Consider the following 14994-nt stretch of genomic DNA (forward strand, 5'->3'; position numbering starts at 1 on the left):
GAAAGAAAAGGTATTCCAATAAATTACTAAAGATTTCTTCCGGTCTGCCGACATTCGTATTAAGAAAGCGAAGCCTGGTCCGACCTGACGCTACGGGCTCGCATAAAACCAACGCTACGAGTGAGCCCGCGAACGCGAAAGCGGCGGGATTGTTGCATGACCGCCCAGCACCCACTCTGGCGCGCGAGTCACGGGGATTCGCGCGCCATTCAACTTTGCCTCTGCCTGATTCAGACCTTACCGCTTGCGGCACAAGCGGCCGGGATTGTCACGCATGACGGAGCCGCGATCACCGTTTCAAATGCCGCCAACCGCAGGCAAGCCGTCAATAGCACGCTTGCGATCTCCGGCGTTTTGAATAACTCATATAGCGGCTTCAGTTTTAATGCATTTGGCATAAACAAAATAACTCCGGCATTAATAGCCGATAGCAGCACCGGAACAACGCAATGAAGAAGAACAAATCAGGCGGGATTGCACGGTCGTCGGAAGCGACCCGCAAATTCCTGGGTGCAGGTGATGCGCGCCGGACCACGTGGGGTCGGGTTTGGGTCGTATGCGCCGCGTTGGTGACGCTCTCGCACGTGGGCGTTGCGCACGCGCAAGCCGCCGATTCGCTCGGCGAACAGGAGCAGCGTCGCCGGGCACAGGACCAGGCCGCGCAGCGCGAACGCGCGCTCAATGCACCGAACGTCGAGCTTCAACCTGCCGGGCGTCCCGAGGTTGACGACGGCAAGGTGCCGGTCGAATCACCGTGCTTCAGGCTCGACTCGCTCACGCTCGAGGTGCCGCCGGGCTTGAGCCCCATCGTCGAGGCTGCCGGGGCACGCGCGCTGTCGCCCAATCCTCTGTTCCCTGGCGAATTGATGTTCGCCAACGACTATCTGCAGCGCTATCGCGGCCAGTGTATCGGGCGCGAGGGACTCAACCTGATCGTGCATCGCGTGTTGGCGCGTGTCATCGAGAAAGGTTATTCGACGACACGCGTCGTCGTTGCACAGCAGGATCTGTCCACCGGCAAGCTGAAGCTCGAACTGATTCCGGGTGTCATCAGCGCGATCCGCTTCGCCGACCCGTCGACGTACGGTACATGGCGCAATGCGTTTCCGACCGGTCCTGGGGACCTGCTGAATCTGCGCAGCCTCGAGCAAGGTCTCGAGCAGATGAAGCGCGTGGCGAACCAGGACGTCGACATGCAGATCGTGCCGGGGCCCTCGGCCGGCGAAAGCGACGTCGTGATCGCAGTCAAGCGCCAGAAGCCGTGGGCGCTGGCCTTGAGCGCCGACGACAGCGGCCTGAAATCCACCGGCCGGTATCAGGGGACGGTGACCCTTGCGATCGACAACCCGCTCGGGCTGTCCGACATTTTCAACATCAGCTACAACCACGACATCGATGGGCATCCCGGGCAATACGGCACGCACGGCAGCAGTGCCGATTACTCGATTCCCTGGGGCAACTGGACCTTCACCGCGACGGCGAGCCAGTACGACTATCACGAGCAGATTGCCGGTGCCTTCAGCACGCTGGTGTCGAGCGGCAAGTCGGAGACCTTCGACGTCAAGACGGAGTACCAGTTCTATCGCAATCAGGTACAGAAAAATTCGCTCGAATTCCGTGTGGGCAAGTACTTCAGCGAAGCGTTCGTCGACGGCACGGAACTCGGTGTCCAGCATCGCGACAACAGCTTTGCGGAGATCGGCTGGGAGCACAAGCACTACTTCGGGGCCGCGCAGCTGGACAGTACGCTCACATACCGCTGGGGCGTCCCCTGGTTGGGTGCGCAGCCCGATTTTCCGGGTGTGGGTGGCGGTACGCCAACCTACTACTACCACATCGAAACGCTCAACGCGACGCTGAACGTGCCATTCGCGATCGCCGGTTTGCCGCTGCGCTACACGGCGACAGTGAGTGCGCAGAACTCGCCGAGTCTGCTCTATTCGACCGAGTATTTCTCGATCGGCGGTCGCTACACGGTACGCGGCTTTGACGGCAACACGCTGCTCGCTGCGGAGAAGGGCGCCTTCATGCGCAACGATCTGGAGTTGCCGATCCTGCGAACGGGGCAGGCCTTGTACGTGGGTCTCGACGGAGGTGAAGTCTTCGGTCCCGAAGCGCACAACCTGCTGGGCCGGCGCCTCGCCGGCGCGGTGATCGGCCTGCGCGGCAATCTCTATCAGCGCGTCAGCTACGACGCTTTTATCGGCGGCCCGTTGTACCAGCCCGCCGGCTTCCCGAACCACTGGCCAGTGGCGGGCTTCAGCGTGAGTTTCCTGCTATGAACAAGCATATCTATCGGGTTATTTTCAACGCAGCCCGTGGTCTCTGGACGGCTGTGCAGGAAACCGCAACGGGCTCCGGAAAGGGGCGTTCGGTCGGCACGCCTCGCCGCACCCGGCTGATGCGCGCGGCTGCGGCCTCGATCGACATGCTGTCGATGCGGCACATGGCATTTGCCGCGCTGTGCGCGCTCGGCATGCAACCGGTACTGGTCGAAGCCCAGGTCGTCACGGCACCTGGATCGGGTAGCCGGCCGATCGTCGGCGTAACCGCGAACGGCTTGCCGATCGTCCAGATCGCCACGCCGAACGGCGCGGGCGTCTCGAACAACCCGTACACGCAGTACAACGTCGGTTCGCAAGGCCTGATCCTGAATAACTCGCCTGGCAATGTGCAGACCCAGCTGGGCGGGTACGTGACCGGCAACCCGAACCTTGGCGCCGGAAGCGCGCGCGTCATCGTGAATCAGGTGGTGGGTGGCAATGCGAGCCAGTTGCTGGGCTACAGCGAAGTGGCGGGCCAGAAGGCCGATGTGGTGATCGCCAACCCGGCTGGCATTTACTGTAACGGTTGCGGGTTTATCAATACGAGCCGCGGCGTCCTGACGACGGGCACGCCGGTCTTCGGCGGAACGGGTAGCCTGGATGCGTTTCACGTGACGGGTGGCCAGATCCAGATCGGCCCGGCGGGGCTCAACGGAAGCAACGTTGACGAGGTGGACCTGATCGCGCGCAGCGTGGCCGTCAACGGCAAGCTCTGGGCGGGGCAGTCGCTGAACGTCGTGACGGGCAACAACGACGTGCGGTATGGCGACCTGGGCGCGCAATCGCTCGGCGCGGACGGCAACAGTCCGGCGGTGGCGATCGACGTCGCGCAGCTCGGCGGCATGTACGCCGGCAAGATCATGCTGGTGGGGACGGACGCGGGCGTCGGCGTCAACAGCGCCGGCACGATCGCGGCGCAATCCGGCGACGTGTCGATCAGCAGCCAGGGCAAGGTGACGCTGTCGGGTACGACGGGCGCGAACGGCAATGTGTCGATCGCCGCGGCGGGTGATGTGTCGAACAGCGGTTCCGTCTATGCGACGCAGAATGCGACGTTGAACAGCCAGGGGCAGGTGAGCAACAGCGGCACGGTGGCCGCGCTCGGCAACACGACCGTCACGGGCGCGAGTATCAATTCGGGCGGTTCGCTCGGTGCCGGTATTGATGCGAACGGCAACGTCACGGGAAGCGGCAGCCTCGCGGTGACTGGCGCCGGCAGCGTGAGCGCTACGGGTCAGCAGATGGCTGGCGGCAATCTCGCGCTCTCGGGCAGCAGTCTGAACATGACTGGCGCGCAAACGCTCGCAACGGGCAATGCGTCCCTGACGGCAACGGGCGCCGGCGGCGACACCGGCAACATCGTGCATACGGGCGGGTCGCTGCAGGCGGGCGGCAGTCTGAGCGTCAATGCCGCGGGGACCGTCACGAACGATCAGGGGCAGGTCGGCGCTACACAATTGAGCGTGACGGCGGGCAGCATCTCGAATCGCAGCGGCACGCTGTCGCAAACCGGTGCGGGCAACACGACGCTGGCTGCCTCGGGGGCGTTCGACAATACCGGTGGCACGGTCACGACGAACGCGCAAAACACGGCGATCCGCACGGGTAGCCTGACCAACGCGAGCGGCACGATCAGTCAGTCGGGCACGGGTGCGCTGAATGTCCAGACCGGCGCGCTCGACAACAGCAGCGGCAGCATCGCCACGAACGGCGTCGCGACGATCGCGGCGACCGGCCTCAAAAACGGCTCCGGCTCGATCACGTCGGCGCAGGCGCTCACTGTGGCGTCGAACGGCGACATCGACAACACGGCGGGCCGGCTCGAAGCGGCCGGCGCGGTGAACGTCTCGGGCGCGAACGTGCAGAACACGGCCGGGCGCATCGTATCGGATAACGGTGATGGTCTCACGCTCACGGCGAGCGGGCAGATCACGAATGCGGCGGGCACGACCGCGCAGGGTGCGACGGGTGGTGTGATCGGCGGCAACGGTAATGCGACGATCGACGCGGCAACGCTCGCCAACAGCGGGACGGTCACGGCCGCGCAGAATCTGGGCGTGACGACTTCGGGAGCGCTCAACGACAACGGCGGCTCGATGAGCGGCGCGACGCTCGAGGCGAACGCAGGGTCGCTGACGAACGCGAACGGCACGATCAGCGCGGATACCGTGTCGCTTACCGCGCCGCAGCTCGACAACAGCGGCGGCAAGATCACGGCGAACCAGATCAGTCTGAGCGCCACCAGCCTGACGAACCAGAACGGCACGCTTACCCAGCTCGGCTCGGGGGTAATGGGCGTGAATGTCAGCGGCACGCTCGACAATTCGGGCGGCGGTGTGATCCAGACCAACAGCACCGACCTGACGCTTGCGCCGTCGACGTTGAACAACAGCGGCGGCACGATCACGCATGCGGGGACCGGCACGCTGACGATCGATGCGGGCAATGGCACGGGGGCGCTGACGAACGTTGGCGGCAAGATCGTGACGAACGGTCTGGCGAACCTGTCGGCCGGCAGCATGGACGATACCGGTGGCGCGATCACCGGACAGGGCGGATTGAATGCGACGGTTGCCGGGGCGTTGAACAACACCAACGGACAGCTTGAATCGAGCGCCGATCTGAGCATCGCAAGCGGCGGCGCCATTACGAATGCCAACGGCACGATCGCTGCGTCGGGCAATAACACGGTGCAGGCCGCGTCGCTCGCGAACGGCGGAAGCATCACGGCTGGGGGGAATCTCAACGCCACTGTCACCGGCACGCTCGACAACGGCAACGGGACGCTGAGCGCACAGACGGTCACTGCGAACGCCGCGTCGCTCACGAACGCGAACGGGACCATCAGCGCCGACACGGTGTCCTTAACCGCGCCGCAGCTCGACAACAGTGGCGGGAAGATCACGACGAACCAGCTCGCGCTCACCGCCACGAACCTGACAAACGAAGGCGGATCGATCACGCAGCTCGGCAGCGGGACGATGGCGCTTGGCGTCAGCGGCACACTCGACAACTCGAACGGTGGTTCGATCCAGACCAACAGCACGGACCTGACGCTTGCGCCGTCGACGTTGAACAACGACGGCGGCACGATCACGCACGCAGGTACGGGCACGCTGACGATCGACCCGCACAACGGCGCGGGGTCGATGACGAACGTCGGTGGCAAGATCGTGACGAATGGTCTGGCGAACCTGACGGCCGGCACCGTGGACGACACCGGCGGCACGATCACCGGACAGGCCGGATTGAATGCGACGGTTGCGGGTGCGTTGAACAACACGGGTGGGCAGCTTGAGTCGAATGGAAACCTGAGCGTCGCAAGCGGCTCGGCTATCACCAACACGAACGGCACGATCGCCGCGTCGGGCAATAACACGGTGCAGGCCGCGTCGCTCACGAACGGCGGCAGCATCACCGCCGGACAGGCTCTCGACGCCACTGTCAGCGGCACGCTCGACAACGCAAGCGGGACCTTGAGCGGTCAGACGATCACCGCGGACGCGGCGTCGTTCACGAACGCGAACGGCGTGGTGAGCGGCAATGCGGTATCGATGGCGATTGCGCAGCTCAACAACAATAACGGCCGGATCACCACGAACCAGCTTGGTGTTACTGCAACGAACCTGACGAACGAAGGTGGCTCGATTACTCAGCTCGGCACCGGGGTGATGGGGCTCGGCGTGAGCGGCACGCTCGACAACTCGAACGGCGGCGTGCTCCAGAGCAATAGCACGGACCTGACGCTCGCGCCGTCGACGTTGAACAACAACGGCGGCACGATCACGCATGCCGGCACCGGCACGCTGACGATCGACCCGCACAACGGCAGCGGATCGCTGACGAACGTCGGCGGCAGCATCGTGACCAATGGTCAGGCCGTGGTGTCGGTCGGCAGTCTCGACAACACCAGGGGCAAGCTGGCTGCGCAGGGTCTCCTAACCGCCACCGTTCAGGGCATGCTGAACAACACGAACGGGCGGCTGTCATCGGGCACCGGGCTCACCGCCAGCAGCAGCGGCGAGCTGCTCAATGCCGGGGGCGTTATCGGCGCGGGCGGTGCGGCGACAGGCAGCACGCTGAGCCTCACCGCCTCGTCTATCGACAACTCGGGCGGGGCGATCACCAACCTCGGCAATGGTGCAACGACGCTCAACGGCGGTAACGGGATTACCAACAGCAATGCCGGTGGCGCGTCCGGCATGGGCTCGATCAGCGGTAACGGCAATGTGACGCTGAACGCGACGTCCCTCTCGAACACGCAGGGCGGCCAGCTGAGCGGTGCGAACCTGCAGATCAACGCCGGCAATCTGGACAACACCGGTGGTGAAATCGGCAATGTCGCGAACGTGACGGGAGACGTCGGGATCACGACGGGCACGCTGAGCGACATGAGCGGCCAGATCAACGCGTCCCGGAATCTGTCCGTCACCGCCAATACACTCGCGAACGGCGGCACGTACAGCGCGGTCAACGATCTTTCGCTGAATCTGCAAGGGGACTTCACCACCTCGCCGAGCTACAGCTTCAGTGCGGGCCACAATCTGACCTTCACGCTGCCCGGCATGTTCAGCAACGGCGGTGTGCTGTCGGCTGTGAACGGCCTCACGATCAGCGCGAGCGATATCGAAAACTCCGGGGCGTTGGGTGCCGGCGGTCTGCTGACCACACACTCGAACACGCTGACCAATACGGGCACGATCGTGGGCGGCAGCGTGTCGCTCAATGCCACACAAACCCTGTCGAATCTCGGCCCGAGCGCGCTGATCGGTGCAACGGACAGCGCGGGTACGCTCGAGCTGCTCGCACCGGACATCGAGAACCGGGACGACACGACCGCGACCGACACGCAGGCGACGACCGCGATCTACGGACTTGGCAACGTCGTCCTCGCCGGCGGCAAGGACGCGAATGGCAATTACATCGACGCTAATCTGATCCACAACCAGTCCGCGCTGATCCAGTCGCAAGGCAACATGGAGCTCGACGCGAACCAGGTGACGAACACCCGGCGCGTGATGACCACGACCGGCTTCACGTCGTCGGTCGATCCGGCGCTGCTGACGAGCCTCGGCATCAGCCTGTCTGGGTGTACCGCGATCAACATTGCTGCGTGCTCCGGTCAGAACGTGGGCTGGACCACTCCGGATAACCCGGCCTTCCTGACCATGATTGGCGGTGTGTACACGGTGCCGCCCAACGGCGGCCAGTGGAACAGCGGCTATCAGTACACGACCTATACGGGTACCGCGGTCGCCAACACGATCGCGTCCATCAGTCCGGAATCGCAGATCATCGTGGGCGGCAACCTGAACGCGTCGTCGGTCGGGACGTTCCAGAACTACTGGAGCGCGGTCGCAGCAACCGGCAACATCGCCGCGCCAGCCACCCTCGACCAGAACAGCTGGCAAGGCCAGACGGCGCCGCAGGTGCAGGTCACCTACTCGGGCGAATATCACTACAACAACTACGACAACAGCGAGCACGACTGGCAACTGCCGTTCGGCGATGCTCCCTTTGTCGGCTCCAATCCCGGCGGATACACCCAGGCGGCGCCAGCCGACGTCCGTACGTACGCGTTGCCAGGTTATGAATCCAGCTTCACGGCGGGCGGCACGCTCAGCGGCACGGGCGTGACAATCGACAATACGGCGGGCAACGCGGGCGTCACGCCGCTCGGCCTTCTGCCCGGCCAGACCGTATCGGGCACGGGAGCCGGTTCCGTGAGCGGCTCGATCGGCGCGCATGACGTGGGCGTGATTGGCATGGGTGAGGTGAGCGGATCGCTCTTCACCGGCGGTGGCGTCGCTGGGGGTTTCGTGGCGGTCCGGGGCGGCGAGATACTCAACAGCGGCCTCGCGAACTTCAACAACCCGATCATTGCGGCTGCGACGGCCGTCAAGGTGCTCAACAACATCACGGTGCCCACCGGCGGACTCTTCAGTCCGGATACGGCGCCGAACGCGCCGTATCTGGTCGAGACGAACCCGGCCTTCACGAGCCAGCAGCAGTTTCTCTCGAGCAATTACTACTTCCAGCAACTGGGCATGAACCCCAGCCAGATTCAGGAGCGGCTGGGCGACGGGTTCTACGAGCAGCAGCTCGTGCAGAACCAGATCCTGTCGATGACCGGGAAATCGGTGCTCACGAACTATGCGGACACGCAGGACGAGTACGAGGCATTGATGACATCGGGCGCCCAGCTCGCGAAGTCGCTCGATCTGGCGCCCGGTACCGGCCTGTCGCCCGCGCAGGTGGCACAACTGACGAGCAACGTGGTCATCATGCAGACGCAGATCGTCGACGGGCAGTCGGTGCTCGTGCCGGTGGTCTATCTGGCGCAGGCGAGCCAGGAGAACATGGCTAACGGTCCGGTGATCGCGGCGACGAACATCGATCTGCAGAACGCACAATCGGTCACCAACAGCGGCACGATTTCGGCGACGAACAGCTTCGCCGTCAGCGCACAAAGCATCGACAGTTCGTTCGGGACGTTGCAAAGCGGTGGGCAGATGTCGCTTGTGACGACAGGCGACGTGAACCTGACGTCGGCGACCGTCAACGCCGGTAGCCTCGCGCTGCAGGCCGGGGGCAACCTGGTGCTGAACACGGCGGCGAACACGCTGAACCAGGTAAGCGCCAGCGGCGCGACGCGTGTGACGACGACGCTCGGGCCGACGGCGAGCATCAACGTAGCGGGCAACGCGGCGATCGTGACCGGTGGCAACTTCGTGCAGGACGCGGGCAACCTGAATGTGGGCGGTGCGCTCGGCATGAGTATCGGCGGCAACTGGACGCTTGGCGCCCAGCAGACCGGCGAGACAAAGGTGGTGGCGCTTGCGAACGGCGTGTCTGACACGAGCATCGTGAGCGACGTGGGCAGCGGCGTGAAGGTGGGCGGCTTGTCTTCGATCATGGTGGGCGGCGATCTCACGGCGACCGGCGCGAACATCAGCCTGGGCGGTGGCGGAGCAGTTGAGGCTGCCGGCAACGTGACGCTGCAGGCGGCGACTGCGACCTCGACCGTCGACGCCAACAGTTCCGGTAGCGACCATCACGGCAGCTACTCGTCGACGCTGCACACTTCCGACGACGCGGTAACGGGCACGACGCTCAATAGCGGCGACAGTCTTGCCATCGTGTCGGGCAAGGACATCAACGTGGTGGGCAGCACGGTCTCGCTCGACAAGGGCAACGCGCTATTGATGGCGGCAGGCAGCGTCAATGTCGGCGCCACGACGGAGACGCATGTCTCGGACAGCTACCAGACCGGTAGCCACAGCGGCGTCGCGAGCCACACGAGTGCGGTCGATCAGGTCGACCAGACCGCGACGTACGCCGATGGCAGCACGATCTCGGCCGATGGGGTGACGGTCGTGTCCGGCAAGGACATCAACGTGACAGGCAGCAGTATCGTCGGTACCAACAGCGTCGCACTCGCCGCGCAGGGCAACGTCAATATTCTTGCCGCAACGGATACCTATCAGGATTCCGAATATCACGACGTCAAGCATTCGGGGCTGTCGGGAAGCGGCGGCATTGGCTTTAGCGTCGGCTCCAGCGAGCAGAAGGATCAGTACGACACGAATTCCGTCACCCAGAGCCAGTCGCGCAGTGCGGTGGGTAGCGTGGCAGGTAATGTATCGATCGCCGCCGGCAAGGATGTCCATATCGGCGGCAGCGACATCGTCGCTGGCCAGGCGGCGAATGACACCACCGGTGCGACGGGCAACATCAGCATTCAGGCGCAGAACATCACGATTGACCCGAGTCAGGACACCTCGCAGGCGCAGGACCAGCAGAGCTCGCGCTCCAGCGGCTTCACGGTCGCGGTGACCGGCACGCCGCTCGATACCGCGCGCAATCTGCAGTCGGCTGGATCGTCGGGCAATGCTTACCAGCGCAGCACAGGCATTGCCACCGAACTGGGCGCCAGCGCACTCGATACGCCGTCGATTTCGTTATCCTATGGAAGCAGTAAAAGCTCCAGCACGACCGACGTGTCCAGCATAAGCAACGCGGGCAGCACGATCCGGGGGGCCGGCAATGTGACTCTGACGGCAACCGGTGGCGCGCTGAAGGACGCGAACGGCAATCCGCTGGACGGGGATATCACCGTCACGGGTTCGACGATCACGGCGGGAGCGGCGGCCACGTTCGAAGCCAACCGCAACGTGACCTTCCAGGCGTCCACGAATCAGACGCAACAGAGCACGCAGTCGAGCAGCTCCAGCATGGGGATTTCGTTGGCGGCGCCGAGTCTGGGGGACGCGGTGCGCTGGATTTCCGGTGGAGCGAACAGCGGCGGTGTTGGCCCGTCGCCCTACAACGCAAGCAGCAGTAGCGCGAATGGCAATTCGTCCACGACGCAGCAAACCGCGACGGTAGTCACCGGCAACAGCGTGGTGGTGAAAAGCACAACGGGCGATATCAATGTCATCGGCTCGGGTATCAGCGGCAACCAGGCCGTCAGCCTGATCGCGTCTCAAGGCGCAATCAACGTGTTGGCCGGCACCGATGCGAACACCGACTATCAGGAGTCCAGCAGTCATCAGATCGGCGACCTGGGCAGTAATGGCACGGGAACCGGCTTTAGCGTTGGTGTGGCTAGCAGTCACTCTGTACAGGACACCAACGCGCAGACACAAAGCACGATTCGCAGCCAGATCGTGAGCAAGAACGGCGACGTGACGCTCAGCGCGAACCAGGACGTCACCGTGCAGGGTTCCGACCTGTCTGCCGGTAAAGACCTGACGCTGATCGGCAAAGACCTGAACCTCGATCCGGGCAACGATGCGACGCAAAGCAGCGCCAGTCAGAGTTCGAGCCAGTTCGGCGTGACGTTGGCGCTGGGCGGCACGGTGGGCAACGCGGTAGCCACCGTCAATCAGGCGATGACGACGCAGTCGAGTGACGCGAACAATCCGCGACTCGCCGCACTCGACAAGGCTGAGGCAGGACTGGCTGCCTATGGTGCCTACCAGGCGGCGACGTCGAACACGGCAAGTTCACCGGCGCTGATCAAGGCGACCGTGAGCATCGGCGGTGGTAGCAGCCATAGTGAGTCGCAGAGTACTTCAACGACGACCGACGGCAGCACGCTCACTGCAGGTGGCGCAGCGACGCTGATTGCCACCGGCAGCGGTGCGACAGATGCGAACGGCAACGCCACCGACGGAGACATCAATTCCGTCGGCACGCAGATCACCGCGCAGAACGTGACGCTGAGCGCGGCACGCGACATCAATCTGTTGAGCGCGCAGAATACGACGCAGAATTCGAGCAGCAACGGCAGCACGAGTGCGAGCATCGGTGTGGGAGCGAGTCTGGGCGGCACGCAGAACGGCTTCACGATTGACCTGGCCGCGAGCGGCGCGAAGGGCAACGCGAACGGTCAGAGCGTCACGAACGAGAACACGCAGATTACTGCCGCGAATACGGTTTCGATCACGAGCGGTCGGGATACGAATCTGATCGGTGCCGAGGTGTCGGGCAATACGGTGGACGCGAACGTGGGCCGCAATCTCACGATTACCAGTCCGCAGGACACCAACACGTATAACAGCCAGCAGTCGAGCGCGGGGTTCCAGGCGAGTATTTGCGTGCCGCCGATCTGTTATGGCCAGACCGTGAGTGGTAGCGCGAGCGCCAGCGATCAGACGATCAAGGACAACTTCCAGTCGGTGGGCCAGCAGAGTGGGATCTATGCGGGCACGGGCGGGTTTGATGTCAACGTGGGTAACCATACGCAATTGAACGGTGGTGTTGTTGCGAGTACGGCGACGGCTGACAAGAACTCGCTGTCGACGCAGACGTTTGGTTATACCAACCTGCAGAACACCGCGCAGTCGTCGGGATCGACGATTGGTTTCAGCGCAAGCGGTGGGGCCGGGCAGAGCACGGCGAATGGCGTGGCCTTCACGTCGCCCGTCCAGACCGGCAGCAGCACGCCTGGTGCACAGAACTCGCAGGGCCAGGGACCGCTCGGTTTTGGCGTGGCGGGAACGAGCAGCAGCGCATCCGGGACGACCTACGCGGCGGTGAGTCCGGGCACGATCACTGTGCGCGGCGACGCCGGGACGGGGCAGGACAGCACGGCGGGTCTGAGCCGCGACACGGCGAACGCGAATGGCTCCGTGCAGAACACGTTCAATGCGCAGACTGTGGCCAACGACATGGCGATCCAGCAGGTCACGGGTCAGGTTGGGATGCAGGTGGTGGGGGATGTTGCGACTGCGCTGGAGAACAAGGCCAATGCAGCGGTTGCCAAAGACCAGTCGGCTCTTGACGCAGCCGAAGCTTCGGGCGATCCGGCCAGCATCGCGCAGGCGCAGGCCAATCTCACTTCTGACCAGCAGCAGGCGGCGTTGTGGGGTAACGATGGTGCGGCACGTATTGGCGCGCATGCCGCAGTCGCTGCGCTCGGTGCAGGGTTGGGCGGCGGGAGCATCGCGGGTGCTGTTGGTGGGACTGTTGCGGGCGATCTCGCCGGCAACGCGGTTGACAGCGCGATGGGTGGCAATCCGACGCTGGCTGGCACACTCCTGTCCAACATCGCCTCGGGCGCGGCAGGTGCGATTGCCGGCGGCGTCCTTGGCGGCTCGGCGGGCGCGCTGAGTGGCGCGAACGGCGCGTTGAGCGCGGACCTCTACAACCGGCAACTGCACCCGCAGGAAAAAACGCTCGCGCAGAAGATAGCGTCGCAGACCGGCGGACAGTACAGCGCACAGGACGTGGCGAACCAGCTTGCGCAAATGGGATACAGCCAGAGCGGCGTGACAGAAAGCGGAGCAGCGGCGACGGTGGAAGGGGCGACGCCGCCGAACGACGGCACGACGTGGGCGAAGGCCGGTGTTGACCAGAACACGGGGCAAACGATCTGGACCCAGACGCTGGGGGCACCCAATCCGGCGTTGCAGGCGTTCATCCTGCAGAACACCAACGGGGCGGACGTGCCGCTGCTGCAGCAATACACAGCGTCGCCTGCAGGAGCACAATCGCAGTATGGTCCGCAGGGCACTCCAATGGGATCGTCCGCAGGTTCGATCTGCCCGAGTGGAAACTGCAATGCGAACGGATTGCTGCCCTCTCAAGGAACGGTAAATATTGGACTTGTAGGTAGTGCTACGATTCCTTACACAGGATTTAGCTTCACTGTTGGGGCTGGAGTCATAGCGGATGCCCAGGGTAATGCTGGGATTTACTGGTCCGCTGGGCCCGGCAAAGGAGTCGGCGCTGACGTTTCGGTCGGTGTGACTGTTGGTTCATATCCGGGCGCCACAACGATCCAGGACTATGCTGGGTGGTTCAACAACGCAAGTGTGGGGGCTGGTCTTGGCGAGCATGCCAGTATCGATATCTTCCAAGATCCAACGAAGAGCATTACGAATCCACTAGCCTATGGTTCCAGTACTACCTACGGTCTCGGGATTGGCGGGGGTGCGTCAGTTTCCCGGACATATACGGGCATCCCGATTCATACGCCATGAGTACATATGCCATGAATAAATACGCAAGATTGTTGGCTTATGCCGCTAAAGTTGTCTTGGGGGGAGTAGGGATGCTTCTAGTCGCCGCCTGGTTCTGGGTATCGTCTGCGACTAGTGGTGCGCCAACAGTTCCGCGTCCTGAAACAGGCAACGTTGTGCCATTTAATAACCACGGGAAGACCGTCTATGTGACGCAGTTTGAAGATAGGTTCGTTGTTTGGTGCCCTGCTGCAATCGCACTTGTCATCCTGGCCGGGGCTCTATCGAAGAAGTGGATTGCGTCGGTTGAAAAGCGTTAGAAGATGCTATCGATCATGTCATGCCCAACTAGATGGAACCTCTACAACAATCAGCGGCACGGCGAACAGCGGCGGCGCGAGCCCTTCGCCGTACAACGCGAGCCGTAGCAGCTCCGACGGGACGCAGGCGCAGACCACGCAGACCGCGACGGTGGTGACTGGCAACAGCGTCATATCGGCGAATGGTTCCGGCATGACCATTGCCTACGGAACGTCCTTAAATTTGCATGATGGCCAAGCATATTTGGGCGGCGGCAAAGCCAATCCCTTGTCGCCGTCTGGAAATATCATGTTTGGGTATCTACTGTTTCCGGGCGATAACCCTACGCTCGAAACCAATAATTTCCTCAATGGGGGTTCAGTCCCGATGGGAGGCTGCATGTTTGGTGTCTGCATGGGACTAAATCATTCGATCGGAGGACAGACCTCGGTCGAGTTTGGGCTGGGCACGCCCGGGATCTCGACTGGTGTTACGGTATCGAAGCCTGTCGGAGGTGCGCATTGGTGAAATATCGGACGTGGATGCAGCTAGTGGTAATCGCGCTGCTCATATTTGCCCTCGTAAATCTCGTGCGCTCGTGTCAGAGCGATCCCACGCAGATGCAGCTATTCAATCAGTTGGCGACAATGCGAAATGACATGCAAGCAGTTATCCATGATGGCGGCCATGTCGTTAAATATGACAACAACGGGAAGACTACATTCGCAAGAGTCTATCTTTTGTTAAGTATCGATCGACAAACATGGACCATTGATTTGGAGCGAGCCTATAGAAATACGTTACTTGCACGTGGATGGACGCAAGTGAAGGAAGCAACCAGCGAACTTTCATTTTGCAAGAACGGGGCTTTCGCATCCGTAACTGCTCCTGCGAATACGCGC

The 14994-nt window shown here is 62.9% G+C and carries 6 protein-coding genes; 5 read left to right on the forward strand and 1 reads right to left on the reverse strand.

The features are described from left to right. Nucleotides 1–156: 156 nt before the first annotated feature. The 4 genes from BUS12_RS38535 to BUS12_RS38540 are packed head-to-tail and all read left to right on the forward strand — an operon-like array spanning nucleotide 157 to nucleotide 14112. A complete protein-coding gene (locus BUS12_RS38535; RefSeq protein WP_143788521.1) occupies nucleotides 157–453 on the forward strand; it encodes a hypothetical protein in 297 nt (98 codons plus the stop codon). Beyond that, the gene (locus tag BUS12_RS33205) at nucleotides 450–2282 is read left to right on the forward strand and encodes a ShlB/FhaC/HecB family hemolysin secretion/activation protein (protein ID WP_083640704.1); all 1833 of its coding nucleotides are present in this window, start codon (nucleotides 450–452) and stop codon (nucleotides 2280–2282) included. Before BUS12_RS38535 ends, BUS12_RS33205 begins: the two co-directional genes overlap by 4 nt. Continuing rightward, entirely contained in the window at nucleotides 2279–13813 is an 11535-nt protein-coding gene (locus BUS12_RS33210; RefSeq protein ID WP_074301487.1) for a hemagglutinin repeat-containing protein, read from the forward strand. Before BUS12_RS33205 ends, BUS12_RS33210 begins: the two co-directional genes overlap by 4 nt. Before the next feature lie 11 nt (nucleotides 13814–13824). Beyond that, nucleotides 13825–14112: a hypothetical protein gene (locus BUS12_RS38540; RefSeq protein WP_143788522.1), complete on the forward strand. Its 288-nt coding sequence runs from the start codon at nucleotides 13825–13827 to the stop codon at nucleotides 14110–14112. An 18-nt stretch (nucleotides 14113–14130) separates the two neighbouring features. Here BUS12_RS38540 and BUS12_RS39035 read toward each other — a convergent pair whose 3' ends face one another. Continuing rightward, on the reverse strand, nucleotides 14131–14307 hold the full coding sequence (locus BUS12_RS39035; protein ID WP_171991747.1) for a hypothetical protein: 177 nt from the start codon (nucleotides 14305–14307) through the stop codon (nucleotides 14131–14133). Between BUS12_RS39035 and BUS12_RS38545 the strand changes: the two genes are divergently transcribed. Continuing rightward, a complete protein-coding gene (locus BUS12_RS38545) occupies nucleotides 14306–14620 on the forward strand; it encodes a hypothetical protein (RefSeq protein WP_143788523.1) in 315 nt (104 codons plus the stop codon). The two genes, BUS12_RS39035 and BUS12_RS38545, sit on opposite strands and share 2 nt — an antisense overlap. Nucleotides 14621–14994: the final 374 nt, after the last annotated feature.

Source organism: Paraburkholderia phenazinium (assembly GCF_900142845.1).
Taxonomy (GTDB): domain Bacteria; phylum Pseudomonadota; class Gammaproteobacteria; order Burkholderiales; family Burkholderiaceae; genus Paraburkholderia; species Paraburkholderia phenazinium_A.

Bases quoted from the DNA above. Each gene is read 5' to 3' on its own strand.
- BUS12_RS38535 (WP_143788521.1), top strand. From the start codon at position 157: ATGACCGCCCAGCACCCACTCTGGCGCGCGAGTCACGGGGATTCGCGC.
- BUS12_RS39035 (WP_171991747.1), bottom strand. From the start codon at position 14,307: ATGCCGGAACCATTCGCCGATATGACGCTGTTGCCAGTCACCACCGTC.
- BUS12_RS38540 (WP_143788522.1), top strand. From the start codon at position 13,825: ATGAATAAATACGCAAGATTGTTGGCTTATGCCGCTAAAGTTGTCTTG.
- BUS12_RS38545 (WP_143788523.1), top strand. From the start codon at position 14,306: ATGACCATTGCCTACGGAACGTCCTTAAATTTGCATGATGGCCAAGCA.
- BUS12_RS33205 (WP_083640704.1), top strand. From the start codon at position 450: ATGAAGAAGAACAAATCAGGCGGGATTGCACGGTCGTCGGAAGCGACC.
- BUS12_RS33210 (WP_074301487.1), top strand. From the start codon at position 2,279: ATGAACAAGCATATCTATCGGGTTATTTTCAACGCAGCCCGTGGTCTC.